Here is a 26,998-nt window from a genome sequence, read left to right as displayed (position 1 = left end):
ATGCTTTCACGTGTTGCTGAATCGATTTACTGGATGAGCCGTCAGGCCGAGCGAGCTGAGAATTTGGCTCGATTCATCGAAGTGACGTTGCACATGACGTTGGACCAACCGGAATATCTGGTCGATCCCTGGAAACCGTTGGTTCAGGTGACCGGCGACAACGAGTGGTTCAAGGCCAAGTACGGCACGGCGAACTGTCAGAACGTGGTGCAATTCTTGGCGTTTGATCGCGAGTACCACAGTTCGATGCTGACGTGTTTACGGGCATCGCGCGAAAACGCACGGAGCGTCCGCGAGGCGTTGTCGACCGAGGCGTTTGAGGAACTCAATGATTTCTACCATTTCGTTCGCGACAGCAGCCCGTCACAGTTGACCGACCCGACGGCGGATTTTTTTGAGCAGGTTCGCGACCACGCACTGATGTGGACCGGCGTGTTGGACAACACGATGCCCCACAACACCGCCTGGCACTTTCTCAACGTCGGGCGTTTGCTCGAGCGGGCCGACAAGACGTCCCGGATTTTGGACGTCAAGTACTTCAACTTGCTGCCTCGTGTGGAAGACGTCGGCACCGCGGTCGATGACCTGCAGTGGTCCACGCTGCTGCTGGCGATCAGCGGATTCGAAGCCTATCGCCGCGAACATCAGCTGATGGATATCGAAAAGATCGTCGCCTTTTTCCTCTTCCACCGGACGTTCCCGCGCAGCATCTATTCCTGTGTCGCCGGTGTTGACCGATCGCTTCGCGAGATCGAAAGCGAATCCGAATCGGAGTTGCCCGGACAAGCCAGGCAGCGAATCGCCGCACTTCGTCATCGCTTGGAAAACACCAACGTCAAAGAAGTGATCGCCGGCGGCATGCATCAATTCGTCGATCGCTTGCAGATTGAACTCAACGCCGTCGGTGATTCACTCGGACAAGACTACTTTTACGCAACCCAATCTGCATGACCATCCGCGTCGCTCTCCACCACAAGACTCAGTATCAATACGACCGCTCCGTCGGGCTTGGCCCGCAAAAAATACGGCTTCGCCCGGCCTATCACGGCCGCACGAAAATCGTCTCGTACGATCTGAGTGTCCGTCCCGAAGACCACTTCATCAATTGGCAACAAGACCCGTTCGCCAATCCGGTCGCGCGAGTCGTGTTCCCCAAGAAGGCGCGAGAACTGTCGATCGTCGTCGATTTGGTTGCCGACATGACGGTGATCAACCCGTTCGATTTTTTCGTCGAAGAGAGCGCCGAATCCTGGCCGTTTCAATACGCACCCGAAATCGAGCTTCAGCTGGCGCCGTATCTGGTCACCGAACCGATGACGCCCCTGTTGGCTGATTGGGTCAGCGAACTGCCCAAGAAGTCTGAGCGGGTGATCGATTTTCTGGTCGATGTCAACCGCATGGCTCAACAGCGGATCGATTACAAGATCCGCCTGGAGCCCGGTGTGCAAACGCCCGAGGAAACCTTGAAATTGGCCAGCGGATCGTGCCGCGATTCGGCCTGGATGCTCGTTCAAGCGTTTCGCCACATCGGCATGGCCGCGCGGTTCGTCTCGGGCTACTTGATCCAACTGGCGCCGGACGAAAAACCGATCGAAGGTCCGGCCGGTCCGGCCGCCGACTTCTGTGATCTGCACGCCTGGACCGAAGTCTATCTGCCGGGTGCGGGTTGGGTCGGATTGGATCCGACCAGCGGGTTGATGGCCGGCGAAGGACATATCCCTTTGGCGTGCACGCCACACTACAGCGATGCGGCGCCGATCACGGGCGGTCATGAACCGTGCGAAGTCGAATTCGTGCACGAGATGACTGTCACGCGGATCTTGGAAGCGCCGCGGACGACCAAGCCCTACACCGATCAACAGTGGTCCGAGATTCTGGCGGCCGGTGATCGCGTCGACGAGGTGCTGGCGATCGGTGACGTGCGGTTGACGATGGGCGGCGAACCGACGTTTGTCGCCATCGACAATGTCGACGATCCCCAGTGGAACACCGATGCGGTGGGAAAAGAGAAACGCGTGCTTTCCAACGTGCTGCTCTTGAAACTGCGTGACACCGTCGCACCCGGCGCGTTGCTGCACTACGGGCAAGGCAAGTGGTACCCCGGCGAATCGCTGCCGCGTTGGGCGCTGACCTGTCTGTGGCGCACCGACGGACAGCCCGTCTGGCAGAACCCCAAGTACATCGCCGACGAGGGCAAGGATTACGGGTTCACCCACGACGATGCCGAGCGCTTTGTCAAACACCTGGCCGTCACGTTGGGGATCGAGGCCAAAGTCACGCTTCCCGTCTACGAGGACACCTTCCACTACTTGTGGAAAGAACAGAAGCTGCCGATCGATGTCGAGCCCACCGATCCGAAGTTGGAAGATCCCAACGAACGGGCGATGATGGTGAGGACCTTCACCCAGGGGCTGAACAAACCGGTCGGGTTTGTGATGCCGCTGAAACGAGCTTGGTGGCAGGCACACCCGGGTTGGGTCGGCGGGCGCTGGCCGGTCCGCGGTGAAAAGGTGTTCGTCATCCCCGGAGACTCTCCGATCGGGCTGCGATTGCCGCTGGACAGTTTGCCTAAATCCGCCGCGCCCACCCCCGTGGACAATCTGCCCCGCGATCCCTTCGCGCCACGCAATCCACTGCCGGAGGTTTCGACGATCCGGCAAGACCAACAGCGGATCGAGAAAGTCGAAGAGGAGTTACGTCGCGAGGACGACGCGCCGGTCGATGCCGAGGTGATTCCGACGGCACTGTGTGTCGAATGTCGGTTCGGAAGACTGCACGTGTTCATGCCCCCGACGCAAAATCTGGAAGACTATTTGGACCTGGTGTCGGCGGTCGAAGAAACCTGTGTCGACTTGGACATGCCGGTGGTTTTGGAAGGCTACCTGCCGCCGCACGACCACCGCGTCGAAATGTTCAAAGTCACTCCCGATCCGGGAGTGATCGAGGTCAACGTCCAGCCCACGTCCTCGTGGCGTGACTTGGTCGGATTGACCGAGACGATTTATCGTGAAGCGCGCGAGAGCCGATTGACGGCGCAGAAGTTCGACATTGATGGCATGCACACCGGGACCGGCGGTGGTGCCCACATCGTGCTGGGCGGTAAGACTCCGACCGACAGCCCTTTCATCCGCCGTCCCGATTTGTTGGCCAGCATGATTCGGTTCTGGCACAACCACCCTGCCCTGTCGTATCTGTTCAGTGGCAAATTCATCGGGCCGACCAGCCAGGCGCCGCGGATGGACGAAGCCCGGCGCGACAGCGTGCATGAAATGGAGATCGCGTTGGTGGAGATGGAGCGGTTTTACCGCGAGGGCCAGACCATCATGCCCTGGACCGTCGACCGCCTGTACCGCGATCTGCTGGTCGATTTGACCGGCAACACGCATCGCGCCGAAATCTGTATCGACAAACTTTATTCGCCCGATTCGAGCACCGGTCGATTAGGGCTGGTCGAGTTTCGCGGATTCGAGATGCCGCCGAATGCTCGGATGAATTTGGCCCAACAGTTGTTGATTCGGGGGATCGTCGCCGCGTTTTGGAATCAACCCTACAAACAGCCTTTGGCGCGCTGGGGCACGTCGCTTTACGATCGATTCATGTTGCCGCATTTCATCTGGAGTGATTTAGATGAATCGCTCAGCCTGCTGCGTCAGATGGGCGTCGATTTGAAACTGGAGTGGTTCTTGCCGCACTACGAGTTTCGGTTTCCCAAGATTGGTGAAGTCGTACTTGGCGATGCGAGATTGGAACTTCGTGGTGCGATCGAGCCGTGGTACCTGATGGGTGAAGAACCGTCCGGCGGCGGCACGGCGCGTTTCGTCGATTCGTCGATGGAACGTTTGCAGCTCAGTCTGGACGGGTTCGATCCGTCGCGCTACGCCGTCTTGTGCAACGGTCATCGTGTGCCGATGCATCCCAGCGAAGTGGCCGGGCAGTATTTGGCGGGAATCAAGTTCCGCGCCTGGCAACCGCCACGTTGTTTGCATCCGACGATCGGCGTTCATGTGCCGTTGCAATTCGACATCGTGGATCGATTCACCGAGCACTCGATCGGCGGATGCCGTTACTTCGTCTCCGACCCCAGCGGGCGGGCCCACGAGATCTATCCGGTCAACGCCAACGAAGCGGAAACGCGGCGGACGGCACGGTTCCACACCCAGACGCTGACCGGAGGCCGGTTGGTACTGCCGGATCTGCCACCGGTCGATGCGCCCAACGATTTCCCTGTCACGTTTGATTTGAGAAAGGCCGGGGTGTGAGAAACACCACTCGCCCGGGCATGCGTGTTGGTGTCTAGGCTTTAGCCGATTCTCGGTATCACGCAAACGCCCTCGGGTGTCGGCGGGGCGTCTCAAGGCCAATACCGCTAAGTTAAGCGTCGTTTCCTCAGGTGAAGGCCCGTAGGCTCGAGCCAAACGGCTGATCATTGTTTGATATCAGCCGGTTCGCGCCAGCGTCCGGGCACTGCCGCTTGTTAACTTAGGGGTATTGGTCTCTAGGCTGCACACCAACACTCAACCGGCGCCGTTTGAACCGGACGCTTGGGATGTCCGTTCTCGGGGCTCGATCGGTTCCACGTCGACGCTGACTTTCAGCGTGTTGGTTCCGCCGCCCAGGACGACGCCGCGCATCGGGCTGACGTCATCGTAATCACGTCCGATGCAGACGGGGATGTGGTCGGTTCCGACCAGGCAGGCGTTGGTCGGGTCCAGTCCCAGCCAGCCGATCGTTTCACCGGCGTAGACTTCGACCCAGGCGTGCGATTCATCGGCGCCGATCAATCGTTCTTTCCCCGGCGGCGGCAGGGTTCGCAAGTAACCGCTGACGTACCGCGCGGCCAAGCCCATCGCGCGGAGGCAGGCGATTTCGACATGGGCGAAGTCTTGGCAGACTCCGGCGCGAAGCGTAAACGCTTCCTTGGTCGTCGTCGCGACCGTGGTCGCCGTGGTGTCGTATTTGAAATCGGCGTTGATGCGGCGTGTCAGATCGAGCGCCGCGTCAATGATGTTCCGCCGCGGTGTGAACGAACCTACCGCGTACTTGGCAAACGGCTCGGACGGTGTGATGCGTGGCGAGCCGAAGCGATGTTCATCGATCATCGGTCGCCGCAGGTCGTCCGGACTGGTCGCCAGCAGCGTTTCCCATTCCGGTGACGGTTGGGTCTCGGTCGTCATCTGTGCCGACACGGCGACGATGCTTTCGACGTCGACGGTCAACGACTTGTGGATCGCTTCGATCGAAAACGTGATCACCCGATTGCCGAAATAGTCGATGTGCTCGTCCCGGCTGGTCGGCTCGGGGGCGATCGACAGATCCGTCCGCTCGCAAGTCACATTGCCACCGGTCACCGGTTGCATGCGAACCTGGTTTTGGCACACCGCGACATTGTTGCTGTATCGGTATTCGGTCAAATGCCGAACACGGTAGCGAATCTGTGCGTCGTCGTTCGCGTTCTCGTTCATCGTCCCGTCCCGGTGAGGAACTGTCTCGATTCGGTATGGATCAGATACCGGGCGTTGATGCCTTCGGCGAGTCGGGGCAGGTCGGCGGCGACATGTTCGAGTACCGATTGGAGTTGTTCGAGGGTGCCGTCCTCGCTGGTTTGTGACAATTCGATCGGATCGGCCGTGGTGATGTGGTATTGCAAGTCCAGCACGATGCGTTTGATCGCGTCGAGTCCGACGGGGCCTTCGGTCGAGGGCAGTTTTTGGAACAACGTGGCGATGTGATCGAGTTGAAATCGCAGCGAACGCGGATTCGTTTCGTCGGTCACCAGCAGATCGATCACCGGTGCCAAGCGGACCAGGTTCTTGTAGCGTGAACGATAGGTCACGATGCTGTCGGTGACTTCCAAGACCGCTTCGCAAACCGGTTTGCCGTTGTCGGTCGGCGGGCACAGGGTCGCGGTCAGCAGTTCGCAGAGGTGTTCGGCGCGTTCGAGTCGGCGGCCCAGTTCGAGGAATTGCCAGGCGTGGGTGCGAACCAGACTCTCGTTGGTCAGTCCCGCCAGTGCCAACAGGTCGACGATCAACCGGTCGACGCGTTCGATCGCTTCGCCGATGCCGATCGAGTTGGCTCCCGACGGAGTGGTCGCGCCGGTGGATTGGGTCAATTCCGCGGTGGCGCGATGCACGATTCGATAGGCTTCCGATGACAGGCGTCCACGGACGGCGATCGTGTTGTGCATCACCGATTCGAGCGTGCGGACGAGTCCGCGAGGCTGTCCGCGGTCCAGCACCGACAGTGGCAGATTTTGTTCGACATGAGGCAGATTGGCGATGAACGGTTCGACGGCAAAGCCGGGTTCGATTTGTCCCATCGAGGCCAGCGTGCGAACCAGACGTTGGACTTCGGCCAGCGTGTCCCAGTGTTCCTCGCCGGCGATCCGCGCCAACGTCGTCCGCATCACCCGCGAGATCGCCTCGGCGCGTTCGGCGTAGCGGCCGAGCCAGTACAGGTGCTCGGCGACGCGGCTGGGTAATTCGTCACCGCCGCGGCGCAGTCTGATCACCGTCTCGGAATCGGGAAGCAGCGTCTTGTGTTCGTCGACCGGCACGTCGCTGGTGACCCAGCAGTCCTGCGTCATCTGCCCGCTGATGGGTGACCGCGACAATTCCAATTGGTCATATCCGACGCGGGCCAGTGCGCCCGGCAGGACGGTGACCCCGTCGCCGGTCAGCAGTTGAAAAGACCGCAACGTCGTCTTCTGGGGTTCGATCTGTTTGCCCGTCCAGACCGGTGTCTTGCTGAATTGCAAACGTTCCTGCGCCACGTAGTCCGACGGTTTGGCGCTGAGGCGTTGCAGGAAGGCCTCGCGATCCGGCGGCGACAACTCGGACAACACGATCGCCGATCCACCCGAGACGGCGAACGCGTTTCGAAAGTTCAGCGAATCGAGATGCTCCATCACGTAGCTGCGGTGGTTCGGGTCACCGCACCAGTACGTCGGTGCCGCGGTCAGTTTTAATTCGTCGCCAAAGAAGAATTGGTGTGCCTTGTCCAGGTAGGGCAGCAATGCCGGCGTTTGGACGAGCACGCTGCCGATCGTATTGACCACCGCGACGCTGCGGCGGCGGACACAGCGGAGCAGACCGGTGACGCCTTCCCCAGACGCCGGATCGAGTTCCAGCGGATCACAGCGTCGATCCGAAACGTGTCGCCACAAGACCTGGATCGGCTGCAACCCGCCGAGTGTTTTCAAATTCAACTCGCCCGTGCGGACGGCCAAGTCGCTGCCCTGGACCAACGTCAAACCGAGATAACGCGCCAAGTAGTTGTCTTCGAATTCACGGTAGCTGCCGCTCGGTGGCGTCAACAATACGACCCGAGGATCGTCGCGGTGGGTGGTCGCCAACGAATACAGGTGGTCCTTTAGGGATTCGAAAAACGAAGCCAGCCGCAGCGTGTTGCTGCGTCGAATCAACGTCGGCAAGACACGGCTGGTGATGATTCGATTTTCCAACAGATAGCCGAGACCGCTGGGGGCGCGGGTGCGATCACCGGTGACATGCCAGACACCGTCGGCGTCCCGGGCAAGGTCGGTCGCGGTGATGTGCAGGTGTTGCTGCGACGTTTCCAGATTGTGGTATGTGCGTTTGAACGACGGATTGGCCCACAGCAATTCGCCCGGCACGATGCCTTCGCGGATCAAACGCTGGGGGCCCAGCAGATCCGCCAGGACGGTTTCCAGCAACCGCGTCCGCCCGGCCAGTGCGGTCGACAGCGTCTCCCATTCCGCGGCGCCGATCACGAACGGTACGACGGACAATTTCCAGGGGCGATTGGATTCGTCGGGGGTCTCGCTGGCGTGAAAGGTGACGCCATTCTCGCGGCAGAACCGTTCGATCGCCGCGGAGCGATCTCGTAGCTCCGGCAGGCCCAGGCGATCGATCTCCTCGGTGACCGTCGCCCAGTGGGGGCGCACCGCTCCTGCCGCATCACAACGCTCGTAATAATCTTGGGCGTTTAGAGCGGAGTCGTTCCACAGAGAGTTGGATTGGAGCGTGGTGTTCAATCGGTTTTTTTCGGCCGCTAAGAGATTCAGAAGTTGCCCCGGATTCGTTCACAGGGCACATCGTGCGGTACATCATAGCCGCCAACGATAGATCGTCGATGGGAATGCGGTGCAAGGAGGACGCTGGCCGCAGTTCCGGCGGATTTGGTGCCGGTTGGCGCTGTTGCGTGGTCCTGCGCAATGCCGCCCACTTTCTCGCTAAGAGAATCGGCGGAACGGCGCGAGCCGTCCGGACTTTTGCTTCGGCAACGAAGGTGTTAGCGGAACGGCGCGAGCCGTCCGGATTTTTGCTTCGGCAAACAAGGTGTTAGCGGAACGGCGCGAGCCGTCCGGTTTCGGCTTGGAAACACCGTGAAAGACCGGAGGGCTTGCGCCCTACCGCTAAGAAGAAAGCCGGCCGAGCGAGAGGATTCTGCGGTGTCCGGCGAGATCCTTGATGAACCGCAAATCGCCGAGTTCGCTGATTTGTTCGGCGAGGTCTTCGCAGGCGTCGGCGATCATCGGGCTCAGTTCGATGATCAGCCGCCCGCCGGGCTCGAGTCGCGGATAAGCTTCGGCCATCAGCCGCTTGATGGTTTCCGTCCCGTCCTCTCCCGCGACCAGTGCCGATTTCGGTTCGTGTTCCCGCACCGAACGATCCAGTTGCGCATATTCGCTTTCGCTGACGTAAGGCGGGTTGCTGCAGATCAGATCGAACGTCTCGGGTTGCTCGACGTCGGCCAACAGATCGCAGCAGACAAAGTCGACGCGATCGGCAACCTCGTGTTGATCGGCGTTCCATTGAGCGACTTCGAGGGCCTGGGCACTGATGTCGGTTGCGGTGACTTGGGCGCTGGGCAGATGCAGTGCCAGGGCGACGGCGATCGCGCCCGAACCGGTCCCCACATCGGCGATCCGCAACGGTCGATCGCCGGCCGACATCGCTTTGGCGCAGTCGAGCGCTTCGATCACCAGGTGCTCGGTTTCGGGGCGCGGGATCAGCGTGTGTTCGTTGACGCGGAATCGCAGCGAATAGAATTCTTTGTAACCGACCAGTTGGGCGACCGGGGTTCCTTCGCCACGCCGCCGCACCAGTTCGCGAAACGCGGCCCGCTGTGCTTCATCCGGTTCTTCTTCGAACGCGGTGTAGAGTTCGATGCGGCTGCACTGTCGCGCATGGGCGAGCAGGATTTCCGCATCGAGTCGCGCCGAGCCGCTGCCGCGTTTTTGAAAGAACTCGGTCGTCCATTGCAGCAATCGCAACACGGTCCAAGGTTGTTCGGACGTTTGTGATTCAGACATTAGTCGACCATGTCTCCACGAAGTTGATCTCGGTCGTATTCAATCAGCGCTTCGGTCACCGGCGTCAAGTCACCGGCCAGGATCTGGTCCAATTTGTAGAGCGTCAGATTGATCCGGTGATCGGTCAGCCGGTTTTGGGGAAAGTTGTAGGTGCGGATGCGTTGGCTGCGGTCACCCGATCCGATCAATCCCTTGCGTTGTTCGGCTTGCTTGGCCGCTTCCTCTTCGCGTTTCTTTTCATAGATCCGCGCCTTGAGGACCCGGAGGGCTTTGGCCAGATTCTTGTGCTGACTTTTTTCGTCTTGGCACTGCACGACGATGCCGGTTTCGTGGTGGGTCAACCGGATCGCGGATTCCGTTTTGTTGACGTGCTGACCGCCGGGGCCGGACGCGCCGAATTTATCGACGCGATAGTCGTCTGCCTTCAAGTCGATTTCGACGTCTTCCGGTTCGGGCATGACGGCGACGGTGGCGGCACTGGTGTGGACGCGGCCTTGGGTTTCCGTTTCGGGGACGCGTTGGACGCGGTGCCCGCCCGATTCATACGCCAGGTCGCGATAAACGCTGTCACCTTCGAGCGTCAACGTGATGTCCTTGAACCCGCCCATGTCGGAGGGGCTGCTGTCCATCAATTCGACTTTCCATTTTTTCAGTTCGGCATATCGGCGATACATTTCGAACAGATCGCGGGCGAACAGCGCGGCTTCTTCGCCACCGGTGCCGGCGCGGATTTCCATCACGCAGCGGGTGCGGTGGCTGTCTTCGCCGCCGATGGTCATCGACAGCAGGTCTTCCCAGAGCGTTTCGCGTTGTCGCCGCAGGTCGGCCATTTCGGTTTCGGCCATTTCACGTTCTTCGCTGTCTTCGGCCGCCTCTGCCATTTCCTTGCAGCCGGCGATTTCGTTGCTCATCCGCTTGAATTCGCGATATTTGCCGGCCAGCCGCGCCAGTCCGCCGTGTTCTCGCGCCGTCGCACTCATCCGCGCGCCGTCACCGAGCACTTCGGGGTCCGACATGTCGCGTTCAAGTTGCTCGAACCGGTTGAGTTTTTCTTCCAGCAGGTCGCGGATGGTGCTCATGGTCGCAAACAGTCCGTTTGGGACTTCGGGGGGGCAGGATTCGGAGAAGAAAATCGAAGAAAAAAACCGCATGTTCCTGCCGGGGGGCGAGGACCATGCGGTTGGCGTAGCCTGTCGTCAGCACGCTGCTGGCGCCCGAGGGGGGGCGGAGCGGTCTGGCGGCGGAAATGAACCGGCTATTTCTTTTTGCCTTTTTTCTGCAAACTGCCGTACGAGCCGGCGGCAAATTTCTTCTGGAATTTATCGATCCGGCCGGCGGTGTCGACGAATTTCAGCTTGCCGGTGTAGAACGGGTGACAGGCGTTGCAAATATCGACCTTCAACTCGCCGCCGCGGACGGTGCGGGTTTCAAAGGAATTGCCGCAACCGCAGCTGATCGTGGTCGCTTGATACTTGGGGTGGATGCCTTCTTTCATGGCATTTCTCTCGTTGTTTTTGGGGTGCAAGCGGGCCTGGCTGGCGTACAGAACCGCGAAGCCCCACAGAATAGGCAATCAGCCCCCGGTTCGGCAAGGGCTCTCGCAGAAGCATCTCGGCACGCGGCGTGACGGCCTGTTGATTCTAGCCCGCACACGTTAGCAAGGGGCCTACGCGGCGCCCCTCGCTGACGCGTCGGGCTGGCATGATGGCGTTGATTTCGGAATATCGATTAAATCGACAGGCCGCGAGCCCAATACCGCTCAATCGACAAGGCCTTGACCAGCGCAGGGCCCGTAGGTTCGTGCCAAACGGCTGATCATCGTTTGACGTTAACGCATCGAGTCGGCGACCGAGTCGATGATGGCGTCCAGGTCTTTGGTCGGGGCGTAGCCGATGGTTTCAGCGATCCGGCTCAGGTCGGGCACCCGACGACGTATGTCTTCAAAGCTTTCGTCATAGGCGTCGGAGTAGGACCGGAAATCGATCTCCGCCTTCGGGTTGACTCGCTCGATCACGCGTTTGGCCAGGTCCAGGATGGACACCGGGGTGTCGCTGCCGATGTTGTAGACCCGCCCATGGGCCTGCGGGGTGTCGACCAACTTGACGACCGCGCCGACGACATCATCGACGTGTGCGAAACATCGGATCTGGGCACCGTCGTCATGGACCACCAGCTTTTCGCCTTTCAGCGCCGCTTCGACGAATCGGGGCAGCACCATCCCGTACGCGCCGGTTTGGCGTGGACCGACGACGTTAAAGAACCGTCCCACCACGACCGGCAACTGCTGCTCCTTGTAGAACGCCAACGCCAAGAATTCATCGATGGCTTTGGACACGCCGTAGCTCCAACGAGGCTTGGTCGTCGCGCCGAACACCAGGTCGTCTTCTTCGGACCAGACCGGTTTGGGGTTCTTGCCGTAGACTTCGCTCGTGCTGGCGATGAAGCATGGGATCCGTGCTCCCCGTCGCGCTCGTTCGCCCAATCGGTCCAGGATCAACTGGGTCGGATAGACGTTGCGTTCGATCGTTTGGATCGGTTGCTTGGCGATCAAGGCGACGCCCACCGCGGCGGCCAGATGGTAGACGCTGTCGGCGCGGCCGACGACTTCCGCCACCAACCGATCGTCTTCGACCGTCCCCTCGATGTATTCCAAGTTCTCGTGATCGATGATCGGCGCCAGGTTCTTTTGTTGCCCGGTCGACAGGTCGTCGACGATCAAGACCTTGTCCCCCCGCGCGAGGAGTCGCTGTGCGAGGTGCGAGCCGATGAATCCGGCGCCGCCGGTGATCAAGTGGGTGCTGCCGGGGGAGCTGAGTTGCGTCACGTCAAAATCACTGTGAAATTGTATAGGTGTCCTTCACGACTACTGCGAAGCTTACTGATACGTCGCCAGGGACGCGAACGGTTCACTGCGGAAGTGTCCAGATGGGAAAACGGCGGGAAATGCGACGATTTGGCACGCGTGTGCCGAATCAACAGGCATTACGACCGACTTTTCGGACTGGGCAATCCCGATGGCGAACTATCGACTGAATCGACACACCGTTAAACTGTGGACGATGTCGTCGCTGTCTTTCGGACTCCTCTGGCCCCCACGTCGCCGTGCGTTCTGATTCTTCCTTGCAGTCTTCTGTCCGTGCGATTGCTGTTCGCTTGATGGTTACCCTGGCGTTGTTCGTGCCCGCGACGGGGCTTGGATGCGCGGCGGTCGCGATCACCCTCGGGGTCTCGGTCGGTATGCGTGCCGGGGCGGCGGAATCGACCGAGGCGTCGATTGCGCTCTACGCCGATGCGGCCAACTTTCAAACCGGCGGTGCGATCGAATTGGCGATCCAGAACTGGAAGAAGTTTCTGGAGATGTATCCCGATGATGATCTGGCATCCAAAGCGGCGCACTATCTGGGCGTCTGCTACATGCAGAAAGAAAATCCGGATTACGTCGCCGCGGCCGAGGCATTCGGTGTGGCGTTGCAAGACAAGACCTATGAGCTTCGAGAGGAGAGTTTGGCGAATCGCGGTTGGTGCTTTTACGCGTCAGCCGGTGACGGACCCCAGCGTAACGCGGCGCGATTGAAACAGACGATCGAAACCTTCGAGACGCTCCGCAAAGAGAACCCCAAGAGCGCCTACATCGACCGCGCGTACTTTTACAGTGGCGAAGCGGCATACGGGTTGGGCGATCGATCCCGCGCGATCGATTACTACAACAAATTCTTGTCGCTGCCGGCGGCCAAGGATTCGCCGCTGCGATGTGACGCGTTGTACGCCTTGGGCATCGCGCACGAAGAGCTGGAGCAAACCGATAAAGCGGTCGCGTCGTTTCAGCAATTGTTGTCCGGTTGTGCGGACAGTCCCCTGGTCGTCGACGTGCATTTGCGAATGGGCGATCTGAGGATCATGCAACGTGACTTTGATGCCGCGGTCACCTCGTTCGACAAAGCGATTGCGGCGTCGAAGGAAGATGCCGATACCAGCTATGCGATTTTTCGTCAGGCGTACGCGCTGGTGCAAAGCGGCAAGCCGAAGGAAGCCGCCGTCGGTTACGACCGACTGCAACGAGAGTTTCCCGATTCGCCGTATGCCGCCAACGCGACGCTGGCATCCGGGCAAAGTCTGTATCGGGGCGGTGACATCGATGAAGCGGCGACGCGATTTGAAAAGGTGCTGACACAAAACAACCCGGTCGCGGCGACCGAGGCGGCGCACTGGTTGGCAAGGATCAAACTGACCAAGGGTGATCCGGCCGCGGCCGTGGCGATCGCCAAGCGACAGATCGACGCCGGACTGGAGGGTGACTTTGCGATTGACTTGCGGGTCGATTTGGCCGAAGCGTTGTCGATGAACCCGGCAACCGTCCAAGAGTCGATCGACGTGGCCGAAGCGGCCTATCGCGACGCGCCTGCCGACGCGTTGGCACCCCGCGCCCTCTACAACGCCGCGTTCTCTGCGTTGCAAGTCAACCAGTACGAGCGGGCGGGAAAACTGGCCGCTGAATTTTTACAGCAGTTCGCTTCCGACCAGCTCGCCAGTGATGTTCGTTTTATCGTCGCCGAAAGCCAGCTTTTTCTGGGCCAGACTGAAGCGGCGCTGGACAGCTATCGGCAACTGCTGCGTGCCGCTTCGGCCGACCACGCGCAACGCCCCGTGTGGGTCTTGCGGACCGCCGTCGCGATGAATGCAATGAAGGCATTTGACGAAAGCATCGCGCTATTGAAGAAAGAGTACGAGAGTTTTTCGCAAGCGTCGCAAAAAGCCGAAGCGCAGTTCTTGGTCGGCCAAGCGCACTTGATGTCCGGCCGACCGGCTGATGCGGCGGAGTCGTTCGGTCGCGTCACCGAAGTGGCGGCGGATTGGCCGCGAGCCGGAGAGGCCATGCTGCTGCAAGGCACCGCGCTGCTGTCATCGGGGCAAGGCGACCGAGCCAAAGCCACCTGGAAAACATTGATCGGCCGCGACCCGTCGTCCGCGATGGCCGATCAGGCCCGTTACAAGCTGGCTCAACTCGCCAGCTCGTCGGGTGACTATGACCAGGCGGTGAATTTGTACAGCCAGATCATCGACGCCGACCGTGACGCGGGGCTGATCCCCTACGCACTGTACGGTCGTGGTTGGTCACAGATGCAACAAGGCAAACACGCCGAAGCAATCCAGTCACTCGACAAGATTCTGAACCAGGCGCCAGGCCATGCACTCAGTGACGATGCGTTGATCGCGCGAGGCATCTCGCACCGGACCCTGGGGGATCTTTCCTCCGCTCAATCGGATCTGAAGAAGTATTTGGAACTCGGTCCGACCGGAGTCAATTTGGGGCACGCGCTTTACGAGTTGGCACTGGTGGATCAAAAGCAGGGACGCCCTGCCGACGCGGCGGAAAAGCTGCAGCGTTTGGTCGACGAAGTCCCCGCCTATCCCGCGATGGACAAAGTGCTTTATGAACTAGGCTGGTCGTTGCGTGAGTCCGGCCAGGACGAGCAAGCCGTCGAGCAATTTCGTCGCCTGTTGAAGGAGTACCCCGACACGACACTGGCTGCCGAAGCGGCTTACTTCGTCGGACAGCAACGGTATTCGGCCAGCGATTGGGCAACCGCGGCAACCTATTTTCAGCTCGCCGCGGACAAGACCAGCGATGACGCGATGAGCGAAAAATCGTTGTATCGTCTCGGTTGGTCGCTGTTCAAACAATCCAAGCTGGACGAAGCCCGACAGGCGTTCGCTAAACAGGTCGAAAAGCATGCCACCGGTACGCTGGCGATTGACGCGCGGATGATGGTCGGTGAGTGTTTCTTCGCGGCCGAAGCGTTCGCCGAGGCGCTGGAATCTTACACCAAAGGGCGGCAACAGATTCGCGACGCAAACGAGAACGCCGATTCGCTACGCGATGCTGCCGAGCGACAGGTCCGCGAATTAATTTTGTTGCACGGAGGCCAGTCCGCGGCGCAACTGAAACGCTGGGATGAAGCCATCGGCTGGTACGACGAACTGAAGGAGCGTTTTCCTGCCACGGCCTACTTGCCGCAGGTGTTTTATGAAACCGGGTTCGCTTATCAGCAAAAGAATGATCTCGACAAGGCGCTCAAATACTTTGGGCAGGTCGCCGAACAGTATCGCCGTCGCGAGGTCGGTGCGCGGGCCCGTTTCATGATGGGTGAAATCCATTTTGGTGAAAAACGATTCGACAAAGCGATCCCCGAGTTTCAAAGCGTGATGTTCGGTTTCGGCGGCGACAACGCGCCGGCGGAGATCAAGAATTGGCAAGCCAAAAGTGGGTTCGAAGCGGGACGCTGCAGCGAGTTGCTGATGCAGACCGCCAGAACACCGGATGCAAAAAAACGATCGCGTCAGTTCGCGACACAGTTCTATCAGTACGTCGTCCAGAAACATGCCGGACACGAACTTGCGAAGAAATCCGCCGAGCGTCTGGAGGCGTTGCAGTAGTCGTGACTTCCTATCCGATAAACCCGAATCGACAGGAACGCGCGAAGCAAAAACGCATCGCGTTGATCTGTCTGGGTGTGGTCTTGTGCGCGGGTTGGCTGTGCGGGTTGGCCGACTCGCCCCAAGCGATGGCTCAGGCGGAGCCCGAACCGCCGATCAATGCCGCCGACATCCAAGCGGTCATGAACGCCGAGATTGCGTCCGAGGAACCGCCGCCGGTCGCCGAACCGACGGGCATCGACATGTTGTCGCTAATCCTCCGTGGCGGACGGTTCATGATTCCGATCGGATTGATGAGTCTGTTGGTCGTGACGCTGGCCGTCGAACGACTTCTCAGTCTTCGCCGTGGCAAAGTCATGCCGCGGCGTCTCGTCCGCGAACTCCGTCGGCTGGCCGATCCGGTCGAATCGTTTGATCCACCGGCCGCCTATCAGGCGTGCTTACAGCATCCGTCGCCGACGGCTAGCATCGTCGGAGCGATGTTGATGCGAACCGGTCAACCGCTGGGGGAAATCGAACGCACCGCCACCGAGACGATCGGACGGGAAGCCGACCGCTACGCGTCGCCGGTCCGCTGGCTGACGCTGGCCGCCGCCGCAACGCCGCTGATGGGATTGCTGGGAACGGTCTGGGGCATGATCGTCGCGTTCCACGAGTCCACTTCGCTGTCGGCCGATCGCTCCCGCAGTGAACAACTCTCCGAAGGAATTTACACGGCGCTGGTGACAACCCTGGCGGGATTGGCGGTTGCGATCCCCGCGGCGATCTTTGCCCAATATTTGGAAAACCGGATCGCCAAACTGTTTCACAGCATCGAACAACTGGTGTTTGACTTGGCACCCGGCTTGGCCCGCTTTGACGGGCGCCAGCGGTTGGATTCCGATGGTACGCTGATCCCGATCCAGTATGTCGATTCACCGGGCAACGCCATCACGCCGCCCCCGCCCTCCCCTCCCCCGCCCCCACACGCGACGGCATCGTCCGCGGGCGTGGCGGAGTCCGGCAACCAAGCCAAGGCGAGTTGACCGATGGCCGTTCAAATCAAACGCTCCAGCGTCGCCGGGACGCTCAGTCTGACCCCGCTGATCGACGTGGTGTTTCTGCTGCTGATTTTCTTTCTGGTCACCAGCGAGTTCGAAGAGGAAGAGCGGCGTTTGGATATCGTGTTGCCGACGGCGACCAGTGCGGTCCCGATGATCGGCAAGCCCCGTGAGATCGTGATCGATATCGACCAGGCCGGTGAAATCTATCTGCGTGGACAAGCGACGTCGTTGGCCGATCTGGAGAAATTGCTCAAAGCGAGCGTGGCGTCGAACCCGACCAACCAATCCGCCGTGATCCGGGCCGACCGAGGAACGTCGTTCCAACCCGTCGTCAGCGTGATGGATGTCTGCAACCGTAGCGGCATCAGCGACTATTCCGTCACGACACAAGAAGGGCCGGAGGGGTGAGGTTTGAGTTTTGAGTTTTGAGTTTTGAGTTTTGAGTTTTGAGTTTTGGAATCAGTTCCAGCTATTTTCCTGTCACCCATTTTCTTGTCTCGTTTTTTCCCCACCTCTCCTTTTCTGCCTCCCATTTTTCAGTCACCTGCCTACTCCTACCTGCCAACTTGCTTGAAACCTGAAACTTAACCGTTTGCCGCGGGGCGTTTGATTTGCATTTAGATTCCGACTATGACCGTCCACTTGTCGAGAGCACACCGGCCGATTCGGGGCGGATGTGGCCGCTGGACTTGTCGGTCGTCACGTTGGCCGGATTGGTGCTGTTTCTGATCGCCACGCCGTTCCGGTTTGACGATCCCCGCTTGCTCTACAACGCGACGACGTATCTGGTCGCCATCGTTTGTGTCGCGGTGATTCTGTCGTTGGTCTTACGTGCGATCACCTCTCGCTTCCTGCGGAAAGCGATCCTGCTGGGCTTGCTGTTCAGCATCTCGGTCCACCTGTTGCTGTTGATTTTTGCGATTCATTACGTCGTGTTTGCGGCTTACCAACCGCTGGCGTCCAAGGGAGAAAAACGCGAACGGACGCCGATTCGAAAGACGATCCCCGAACACATCTTCCAGGCCCCGAAGGAATCGAAAGAAACACCGGATTGGTCCAAGCCGGTCGATGCGGAAACCAAGTCGCGTGAGATTCCCAAGGAACAGCGACAGCTGCCACCGGTGGAGCGTTCCCAGCCACGCTTGGAAGTCCCCAAGCCTCGGCAACCGGAAAACCAACCGATGCAGAAGTACTTGATGGAGCGGAGTCAGCCCAGCGCGGCCGAGCCGATGCCGGCCGACTCGCCGGGCAAATTGGCGCGGCGGCAGAACAACCAGTCGGCACCCAATCCTCGATCCGAGCCGATCGATGTGCCGTCGGAGTCCAAGGACACGACACGCCCCGTGCAGGCCGCACCGTCCGAACGCCAACTGGCCGACCGCGCGTCGCCGCGGTCATCGCGGCAGGCGCCGGCACGCCTGGACATGCCGGCCGTCGCGCCGCAGCCGAGCGAATCGATCCGGGCGACCCAGACGACGCCTTCGGCGGCTTCCTTAAGTGCGCTCGATGCAATGCCGACGATCGGTGACGCGGGGCTGGAACGCGCCCGGCGTTCGCGAACCATCGCCAAACCCTCAGCGGTCGCCGGTGCCGCACCGGCGCCGGTCGTCGTCTCGATCGCGCGGACCAGCGATGACGCGTCGATGATGTTGGCCCCGACGGACATTCCCACCGATCGCCGCGGCGAGACGACCGGGGCGCAGATCACCGACGGCCCCGCGCCGAGCTTCATGGCCGAAACGACCGATCTGAGTCCCACCGGTGGTGCGACGGTCGCGCGGAGCACCCTGTCGGCCGCGGTCGGGGCGCCCAACGTCAACGCCGGACCGGCCACACGCGCCCCTGGGCGGGCGCGTCGCATGAACGTGACGCGGGGAACGTCACCGATGGGATCGATCAACCCTGCCGAATCGGTACCCGCCAGCGCCGCGGGCATCGCCGGTTCGGGCATGTCGGATCAACTGGATGATCGGTTGGGAGCCTCGGATCCGGCGGTCCGCCGCGAAACCGAAATGGGCGGCGCGGCAACGAACGATTTGGCCCCGGCCGGCGCGCCCGGCATGGCGCTTGATCTGTTGGCCGAACTCGGGCCCGTCGGGATCAGCAACACACCGGCGCCGCTGGCCGGTTTGCTGCCCAGTGACGTGCAGCCGGAAATCGCGGTCATGGAACTGCCCCGAGAGGCCAGGCCGCGACGCCAAGTCGGCGGGCCGGCCACTCCGGCAGGCACCAAGATCGCCGCGGTGGAATCCTTTTCGCGACGCGTGATGCGAACCAGTGGCGGTGCGGCGTCGAGCGCGCCCGGGATGGGCGGTCCGGCGACCGAAGAAGCCATCGAACGCGGGTTGGCGTATCTGGCCAGTATCCAAAATGAAGACGGTAGTTGGTCGTTGCAGGGGCATGGCGATCGAGTCTTGCTGCGCAGCGACACCGCCGCGACCGGTCTGTGTTTGTTAGCTTTTCAAGGCGCCGGCTACACCCACACGCAACACCAATACGCCGGCACCGTCAGCAAGGGGCTGAAGTTTTTGCTGGACAACCAACGCACCAACGGAAACCTGTATCGCAGCGAAAACGAAATGAGCGACCGCAACGTGATGTTTTACAGTCACGGGATCGCCGCCCTTTCGCTCTGTGAAGCCTATGGAATGACCCAGGATCGCGAACTCCGTCAGGGTGCCCAAGAAGCCTTGGACTACATCATGGCCACCCAGCATCGCAGCCGCGGCGGCTGGCGATACTCGCCCCAAGTCAGCAGCGACACCAGTGTGACCGGATGGATGATGATGGCGCTCAAAAGTGGTGACCTGTCGGGGCTGCAAGTGTCACAGGATGCCTACGACGGGATCGACCTGTGGTTGTCGCTGGCACGCGAAGAGGGATCGGATCGTTTGGATCGATACCGATACAATCCGTTCGCCCCCGACACGCCCCAGCAGCGCCACGGGCGTTTGCCGACCCCGACGATGACCGCCGTCGGCATGCTGATGCGGATGTACAACGGTTGGAGCCGTGAGCAACCGGCGATGCAGTCGGCCGCTGAATACTTGCTCAAATATCCGCCCCAACTCGGTGAACGACGCCGCCCCTTGCGCGACGGATACTATTGGTACTACGCCACGCAGTTCATGTTTCACATGGGCGGCGATTACTGGGATCGCTGGAACCGGCACCTCAATCCGTTGTTGCTGGAAACGCAGATCAAGGTCGGGCCGGAAGCCGGTTCCTGGGACCCCGAATTGCCGATCCCCGACCGCTGGAGTGCGCATGCCGGCCGGGTGTACGTGACGACCATGAACCTGTTGAACCTGGAAGTCTACTACCGGCATCTGCCGATCTATGAAGACACCGCCGCCAAGGAGTAACGCTGCCCGGCGACGTCCGCTCCCCATTTTTTGACCACTTCATTTTTTGACCACTATTCGGCCGCCTCTTTGGACTCAACGGCCTGACGATCACGGAAAACCTGTTCTCTAGTGGGTCAAGTTCGCATGAACCCTCGGTGGGGCTTCACAAGCGTGACTGGTGCGATGGAAGCCTTGCTTGTGCTGGCGGTCCCATTGCGAACGAAGCCCTTGCCGATGTGCAGCGTTTGCTTGACCCACCCTACGACGGGGCGCAAGCTGGAAGCTTACGCCACGGCTCGGTGTTGAATTCTGTGGATTGGGTGAAGTTGACCTGAGGGGAAAGACGATGGGGTGGTAAGGATTGTGCTTGGACCCCGGTGCAACATTTTGACCCCTCGAACCGGCAAGGACGCTGGCGTGAGCAAGACTGAATCGCAAAACGCAGGCAAGTTTGATAGCAACCAGGACAGTCGTGTTGCGGATCATCGCGACCGGCTCAGCGGCATCGTCGCGGTCGCCGGTGGGGGCGTGTTGGCGGGCGTGTTCTACGCGGTGATCTACGTCACGCAGTGGGCCGCGCTGGAACGCTACTTCCTCGGTCACCCCGTTGCCATCGCGGCGACCATTTTGTTCTGTGTCGCTGTTTCGATCTTGTCGCTCAAGTCATGGGCGACGCGTCAGCAATGGTCGCTGCTTCGCCGGGCCGATGACGCGGCGTTGGCACCGCGGCGAGAAACCGATTCGCCGACCCAACAGTTTCGCGATCGCCACGACGCGGGGTTTGTCGCCCAAGCGTGGTCGAGCAACCTGGCCAAGCTGCCGCGCGACATCGGTCGATCTCAGCTGGTCGTTCGTCTCCGCGAGGTCCTGATGCGGCAATCCGGCCGCGGGACGACGAAACACTTGGCGGACGACTTGCGCGAGCTTTCGTCGCGGGATGCCGATTCGGCCCACGACTCCTTCGCCTTGATCCGCATCATCGTGTGGGCGATTCCGATGCTGGGCTTTCTGGGCACCGTAATCGGGATCACGCAAACACTCGGCGGGTTGGATTTTTCCAACGGCAACGCCGCGGTCGACAACTTGAAGAGCGGCTTGTACGTCGCATTTGATACGACCGCGTTGGGGTTGGTGCTGTCGATCGTCGCGATCTTTTTACAGTTTCCGGTCGAACGCAGCGAACAACAGTTGTTGGCCGCCATCGACGAACGCGTCGGCTATCTGACCGGGCTGCATCTGCCCGGTGACGAAGCCGCCGACAATCAATTCGAATTGTTGGCCCAGTTGTGCGAAGGCGTCCGCGCGGCCGTCGCAGAATCGTTGAGCAATCAGACGACGTTATGGCGTCAAACGATCGACGAAGCACAAGGCTACTGGCAACAAGCCCACAACGTCCAATCACAAAGCTTCATCGATGCGGTGGAGCAAACGCTGGTGCCCGCACTGCGTGATCACGCCGGGCAGATGGAGTTTTCGACTCAGCGGAATCGCGAACAGCTCGGGATTCAATTCGACAAGTGGCAGTCGCAACTCGCCGCGTGGCAACAAACGATCATTGCCGGTGCAGACGCGATGACGAAACAGCAGGCGATGATGTTGGACCAGGTCGATCAGGCCGCGTTGGTTCGCGAGCAAGCCAGTTCGGTGTTGAACCTACAGCAAACGCTGGCGGCGAACTTGAACTTGCTGGACGAAACAAACCGTCGGATCGATGATAACATCGGCGCAGCGGCAGGACAGGGCATGGCCGATGCCATGATCGTGTTGGCGCGGGCCGTCGATGTGTTGGCCCGTGAAATGACCGTGGTCAAGTCGAACGTGACGCACGATTCGAGGCGGGCTGCATGAGCGGGCGGCGACGAAAGACCCTTTCGCCGACGCTGTTTCCGTTCCTGGCCGTCTTGGTTTGCACGCTGGGAACCTTGATTCTGTTGTTGGCATTGGTGGCACAAAATACCTCCGACGCGGCACAGCAGATCGCTGAGACGGCGGCCCAAGAACCCACCCACGTTCCGGGGCAGTTGACCGTAGGGGATGTTGAACTGTTGGTCGAAGAGGAAGCGTTTCGCTTGGGCGAATTGATTTCGTTTCGCGAAGCACAGACCGGTGACCTGGAAGACCGACGCAACCAATTGGCTCACGTCGAAGATCACATGCGACGCATCCGTCAGCGATTGAAACAGATCGGCGAGGCGATGGAGCAGGCGATGTCGGATGACCCGCCGTCGGCCGCGACCGCCGAAGAACTGAAATCGTTGAACGAACAGCTGGTCAAAGAGCAGTTGGTCGTGAAGAAGTTGCGGGAGGAAATTAAAACCGCCAAGCCGCGTTTCGTCATCGTTCCGCACCAAGGCCCCAACGGCACCGAGCGTCGGCCGATTTATTTGGAATGCACCGCCAAGGGCGTGACGATCTGGCCCGAAGGCGTCGCCATCACTCGGACACAACTCGAGCAAACATCGCGGCACGCCAATCCACTCGATGACGCGCTCCGCGCCGCACGTTATCACGCGATGCAACAATACGGCGACGCCATCCCGCCCTATCCCATGTTGTTGGTCCGCCCCGAGGGCGTCGACAGCTATTACGCCGCCCGCGCGGCGATGTTGGATTGGGACGATCAGTTCGGGTACGAACTGGTTCCGTCGGACGTCAACCTCGCCTACCCCAACCCCGACCCGGCCATGCGGGAGCGGATGGAATATGCGATCAACCAGGCACTCGATCGGATGACGCAACAATCGATCGCACGATCAATCCGTGGGGCGGGCAGCCGCTCTCCGGCCGGTCCCGGCGGAACGGGCGGAAACTTTGATCGCCAAACGTCGGCCGGTGGCGGCGGGCAGTCGTCGGCACCGTCCGGCCAAGCGGCGGTGGCCGAAAGCCGGTATGGCGGTTCGGGCTCCGTCGGTTCACACGCGGGCCAATCGTCCGAGCCTGTCAAACCGGTGCCGCGTCTGTCGGTTTCGCAGATGGATCGTCAGGGCCGACAAAGCGGTTTTCGCGACCATCGCATGTTTCCGACACGAACCTACGGCCGCAGCGGCGGTGGCGAGCCCTCACCGATCACGTCCGAAGCCGCCAAGCGACGGTTGGAGCGGCAGCTGCAAGATTCAGCGTCTTCGTTTGCAGAGGTGGACTCCGATCGCGATCTGAATCAGGCCGCGATGACGGCGGTCGACCAGATTGCCACGGGGGCAAACTCGGGATCGCCGGATCAAACCCAGCCCCAACCGAACACACCCGATGCAAACGCACTGGAATTGCCGAACGCGTCCAGCGGTGATGCCGATTCCCAATCGGCGATGTTGGCGCACGGCAACGCGGATTCTGGCGGTCGACAACGGACCAGTGGCAAGGCGAGTGCGCAAACCAAGGACAATCCGGCAGGGATCGGTCCCATGGCCGGTGCGCCGATGGGGATGAATCGGTTGGATCAGCCCAAGGTTTCACAGCGCACGAAAGCCGGTCAACCGACTGACGGCCAAGTTCCCAGCGCGGCCGATCAGAAACCCGCGTCCAGCGAACGAACAAATTCGCGGAAGGCCGGTTCGTTGGTGCAGCGCAACGGCGCCGACTGGGCGCTGCCCAGCAGTGTCGTGTTGGCGCGTGGCAACGAGATCGTTCGTTCGGTTCGTCTGCAAGTTCACGCCGATCGTTTCATCTTGTTGCCCGACGCCGGGATGCGCCAGAGCGAAACGTTTTTGATCGAACCAGACGGCGTCAATCTGGCGACGCTGCAACTGGCAACTTCAGTCCGAGATCGGATCGAACGTTGGGGGGCCGCGGCGCCCGGTGCGCGATGGTCGCCACGGTTGAAGGTGGACGTCATGCCAGGAGCTGAACTGCGATACGACCAGTGGAGCCGATTGATGACCGGCAGCGGGCTACCGATCCAACGCACCGGTGACAACCAAGCCGCCGGGTACACGCAGGCAGAAAACAACCCGCGAGGTGAACGGAAATGAGCGGGCGACATCGCAGAGAAGGAGTTTCGGTGGGGCACGATGCCTTTTTGGACATCGTCGCCAACCTGGTCGGCATCCTGATCATTCTGGTTGTGGTGTTAGGCGCCCAATCAGAAGCGATCATGCGCGAAGCAAAGCCGCAGGTGCAAGAACCGCTGGATCCCAAAGCACGCGCTGCCGGTGAAGCGGAGATGGAATCGTTGGTCACGATGGCGGCCCGCGCCGCGTCGGCTCAGGCCGATTCGATGCGACTGGAGCGAACGATCAAAGTCTTGGATTCCAAGATCGCACAACAAGCCGAACGTCGTACGATCCTGTTGACATTGTTGACCGAAGCCGAAGCGGCTTGGGAAGACGAACAAGCGAAGCTGGACGATGCCAATCGTCAAGCCGCGATCCGTAGCGCCGAAGCGTCAAAGCTGAAGAACGAACTGGCCGAGTTGGCCGGGGCGCGAACGCAACTGGAAAGTAAGCAGCCGCCGATCGTCGCGATCTCCCACCTGCCGACTCCAATGGCCAAGACCGTGTTCGGCGAAGAGGTCTATTTTCGTTTGAAGGACGATCGATTGTCCGTGATTCCGTTTGAGTTGTTGGCCGATGAGATCGGTCGCAATTTTCGTCGCACGTCGTCGAGTCTTCGCGAGGGCGTCAGTGATGCGGCAGTCGGTCCGGTCCGCGGCTACGTCGCGCGGTACGTGCTCAACCGTAGCAACGAATTGGTCAGCAACGGCAATGCGATCGCCCGGATGAGTCGTGCTCGCGTGGTGGTCGCGTCGTTCGAGCCGCTGCGAGAGCCCTATGGAACGCCGATCGATCAGGTGCTGGCCAATGACGACTGGTTGGATGTCGAGCTGTCGGGATACCCGCCGGACTCGACGACGGTGACGGTCGCTGTCTATCCAGACAGTTACGGTTCATTCCGCAAGTTGCGCGAAAAGATTTATGCCAAGGGTTACGCGTCGGCGGCGCGACCGATCAAAGAGGGCAGTCCGATCTACGTGAACTTCGCCGGCGGCGGGACGAGGTCGGTGGCGCAGTAGGTCACGATGTGCGTGGCATCTGGCATGCACAGCATGCCCTACGCGTTTGTTTTGGCATGCACAGCATGCCCTACGTGTTTGCTTTGGCATGCACAGCATGCCCTACAGATAAATCAACAGGCTACGAACCGGCCGGCAGAGCCGGCGAGGGTGGCAAGCAGGATGCTGACCCCACTTACTGCAGCGCTTTGTCGCTGATGTCTTTGCGGCACCAGGCGCCGGGCCAGCGTATTTTTTGGACGGCGGTATAGGCTTTCAGTTTTGCGGCGCTGATGGTGTTGCCGATTGCGGTGACGCCCAGGACACGCCCGCCGTCATTGACGACGTTGCCATCGACGGTGGTCGTTCCGGCGTGGAAGACTTTCACATCGTCGACCTTTGCCGCCTCGTCCAGTCCGGTGATCACACGACCCTTTTCATAGCTGCCCGGGTAGCCTTCGCTGGCCATCACGACGCACAGACTGGGGCGCTCGTCCCATTCCAGCGGTTCGAGTTCGGACAGTTTTCCGTCGGCGGCGGCGACCAGGACGTCAAACAAATCTGATTTCAGTCGCATCAACAGCGGTTGGCATTCCGGGTCACCGAAGCGGACGTTGAACTCCAGTACTTTGGGGCCGGCCGGGGTGAGCATCAATCCGGCGTACAACACGCCCTTAAACGGTTTCCGCGCCCGTTTCATCGCGTGGACGACGGGGACCAGCACGTCGGATTCGATCTTTTCAAACATCGCCTCGTCGACGATCGGTGTGGGGCAGTAAGCGCCCATGCCGCCGGTATTGGGACCGCGGTCGCCATCGTGGGCCGGTTTGTGATCTTGGGCGGCCGGCAGCGAGATGATGGTTTCGCCGTCGGTGATCGCCAGCACGCTGGCTTCCTGGCCGATCAGTTTTTCTTCGATGATCAATTCGTTACCCGCTTCGCCGAACTCCTTTTGTCCGGCGATGCGATCGATCGCCTGCAGCGCGTCGCTGCGTGTTTCGCAAACGATGACGCCTTTGCCGGCGGCCAACCCGTCGGCTTTGACAACGACCGGGACCTGGTCGGTCGGCTCGCTGTACTTGTCTTTGATGTACCGCGAGGCGTCGTCGGCATTTCGAAAGGTGCGATAATCGGCCGTCGGGATGTCGGCGGTGTGCAGCAGGTTTTTACAAAACACCTTGCTGCCTTCCAGTTCCGCCGCGGCGGCCGAGGGGCCGAAGACGCGCAGCCCGGCGGCTTCGAGTGCGTCGACCAGTCCGAGCACCAGCGGCGCTTCGGGTCCGACGACGGTCAAGTCGATCGCGTTGGTCTTGGCAAATTCGACCAGCTGGTCGACATCCGTGGCCGCAATGTCAACGTTGGTCGCTTCCAGCGCGGTGCCTGCATTGCCCGGCGCGACAAACACTTCCGTCACCTTGGGGCTCTGCCCCAGTTTCCAGGCGAGGGCATGTTCTCGCCCGCCGCTGCCGACCACCAAAACTTTCATCACATTCACCGCGGGAAGGATTCATCCAAAGGGGTTTCATTAATTGGGGGCAATGTAATTGTTTGACGCGATTGATGGCAGATGGCGCCTTTCTGCGATTGCTTGCCGTGGGCCTCTGTCCCAATACCGCTCAATCGACAAAGTTTTGACCAGCGCGGGGCCCGTAGGCTCGCGCCAAACGGCTGATCATCAATTGACATCAGCCGGTTCGCGCCAGCGCGAGCGGCGCCCACCAATGTTGATTTTGCGGTATTGGGCTCTGTCCGTGTAGCTTCGCATAAAAGCAGTGTTAGCGACACAAGTCGCTTTTTGCCCAAAGGGCATGCATATCCCTAGCCTGGGGCAAGCAAACCGCGCATTTGCGAGGGTTGCGCCGCCCCAGGAACACCGTCGCAAGGAGTTTCA

The 26,998-nt window shown here is 60.5% G+C and carries 16 protein-coding genes; 9 read left to right on the top strand and 7 right to left on the bottom strand.

What is annotated here, in order from left to right:
- Nucleotides 1-951, top strand: a complete 951-nt coding sequence (locus tag TBK1r_RS33070) for an alpha-E domain-containing protein (protein WP_145219845.1) — start codon at nt 1-3, stop codon at nt 949-951.
- Nucleotides 948-4,259, top strand: coding sequence for a transglutaminase family protein (locus tag TBK1r_RS33065; protein WP_145219842.1), 3,312 nt, complete (start codon nt 948-950; stop codon nt 4,257-4,259). Before TBK1r_RS33070 ends, TBK1r_RS33065 begins: the two co-directional genes overlap by 4 nt.
- A gap of 255 nt (nt 4,260-4,514) precedes the next feature.
- Here TBK1r_RS33065 and TBK1r_RS33060 read toward each other — a convergent pair whose 3' ends face one another.
- From TBK1r_RS33060 to TBK1r_RS33035, 6 genes are all read right to left on the bottom strand, one after another.
- Nucleotides 4,515-5,462: a transglutaminase family protein gene (locus TBK1r_RS33060; protein ID WP_145219840.1), complete on the bottom strand. Its 948-nt coding sequence runs from the start codon at nt 5,460-5,462 to the stop codon at nt 4,515-4,517.
- Nucleotides 5,459-8,014 carry a circularly permuted type 2 ATP-grasp protein gene (locus TBK1r_RS33055; RefSeq protein ID WP_419580634.1) on the bottom strand — a complete coding sequence of 852 codons (2,556 nt, stop codon included), beginning with the start codon at nt 8,012-8,014 and terminating at the stop codon, nt 5,459-5,461. Before TBK1r_RS33055 ends, TBK1r_RS33060 begins: the two co-directional genes overlap by 4 nt.
- 381 nt (nt 8,015-8,395) lie before the next feature.
- On the bottom strand, nt 8,396-9,295 hold the full coding sequence (prmC, locus tag TBK1r_RS33050; RefSeq protein WP_145219838.1) for a peptide chain release factor N(5)-glutamine methyltransferase: 900 nt from the start codon (nt 9,293-9,295) through the stop codon (nt 8,396-8,398).
- Nucleotides 9,295-10,374, bottom strand: coding sequence for a peptide chain release factor 1 (gene prfA / locus TBK1r_RS33045; RefSeq protein WP_145219836.1), 1,080 nt, complete (start codon nt 10,372-10,374; stop codon nt 9,295-9,297). Before prfA ends, prmC begins: the two co-directional genes overlap by 1 nt.
- Before the next feature lie 176 nt (nt 10,375-10,550).
- Nucleotides 10,551-10,790 (bottom strand): 50S ribosomal protein L31, encoded by a 240-nt coding sequence (gene rpmE, locus TBK1r_RS33040; protein WP_095740899.1) that lies wholly within the window; start codon nt 10,788-10,790, stop codon nt 10,551-10,553.
- Nucleotides 10,791-11,123: 333 nt separating this feature from the next.
- Nucleotides 11,124-12,119, bottom strand: a complete 996-nt coding sequence (locus TBK1r_RS33035) for an NAD-dependent epimerase/dehydratase family protein (protein ID WP_145219834.1) — start codon at nt 12,117-12,119, stop codon at nt 11,124-11,126.
- 296 nt (nt 12,120-12,415) lie between these two features.
- On the opposite strand from TBK1r_RS33035, the gene TBK1r_RS33030 reads away from it, so the two are divergent.
- From TBK1r_RS33030 to TBK1r_RS33000, 7 genes are all read left to right on the top strand, one after another.
- Entirely contained in the window at nt 12,416-15,730 is a 3,315-nt protein-coding gene (locus TBK1r_RS33030; RefSeq protein WP_419580633.1) for a tetratricopeptide repeat protein, read from the top strand.
- 2 nt (nt 15,731-15,732) lie between these two features.
- A complete protein-coding gene (locus TBK1r_RS33025; RefSeq protein WP_419580632.1) occupies nt 15,733-16,755 on the top strand; it encodes a MotA/TolQ/ExbB proton channel family protein in 1,023 nt (340 codons plus the stop codon).
- Between the two features lie 3 nt (nt 16,756-16,758).
- Entirely contained in the window at nt 16,759-17,181 is a 423-nt protein-coding gene (locus TBK1r_RS33020; RefSeq protein ID WP_145219832.1) for an ExbD/TolR family protein, read from the top strand.
- A gap of 203 nt (nt 17,182-17,384) precedes the next feature.
- Complete coding sequence (locus TBK1r_RS33015) at nt 17,385-20,138, top strand: hypothetical protein (protein WP_473772472.1); 2,754 nt, start codon at nt 17,385-17,387, stop codon at nt 20,136-20,138.
- 399 nt (nt 20,139-20,537) lie between these two features.
- The gene (locus TBK1r_RS33010) at nt 20,538-21,968 is read left to right on the top strand and encodes a MotA/TolQ/ExbB proton channel family protein (protein WP_145219830.1); all 1,431 of its coding nucleotides are present in this window, start codon (nt 20,538-20,540) and stop codon (nt 21,966-21,968) included.
- Nucleotides 21,965-24,088, top strand: a complete 2,124-nt coding sequence (locus tag TBK1r_RS33005; protein WP_145219828.1) for a hypothetical protein — start codon at nt 21,965-21,967, stop codon at nt 24,086-24,088. The genes TBK1r_RS33010 and TBK1r_RS33005 overlap by 4 nt, the downstream gene beginning before the upstream one ends.
- Nucleotides 24,085-25,128: a hypothetical protein gene (locus tag TBK1r_RS33000; RefSeq protein ID WP_145219826.1), complete on the top strand. Its 1,044-nt coding sequence runs from the start codon at nt 24,085-24,087 to the stop codon at nt 25,126-25,128. The genes TBK1r_RS33005 and TBK1r_RS33000 overlap by 4 nt, the downstream gene beginning before the upstream one ends.
- Nucleotides 25,129-25,303: 175 nt before the next feature.
- On the opposite strand, the gene purD is transcribed toward TBK1r_RS33000, so the two are convergent.
- Nucleotides 25,304-26,593 (bottom strand): phosphoribosylamine--glycine ligase, encoded by a 1,290-nt coding sequence (purD, locus tag TBK1r_RS32995; RefSeq protein WP_419580631.1) that lies wholly within the window; start codon nt 26,591-26,593, stop codon nt 25,304-25,306.
- Nucleotides 26,594-26,998: the final 405 nt, after the last annotated feature.

This window comes from Stieleria magnilauensis, from assembly GCA_007753675.1.
GTDB lineage: Bacteria > Planctomycetota > Planctomycetia > Pirellulales > Pirellulaceae > Stieleria > Stieleria magnilauensis.
This window is presented reverse-complemented; position numbering and strand designations above follow the sequence as displayed.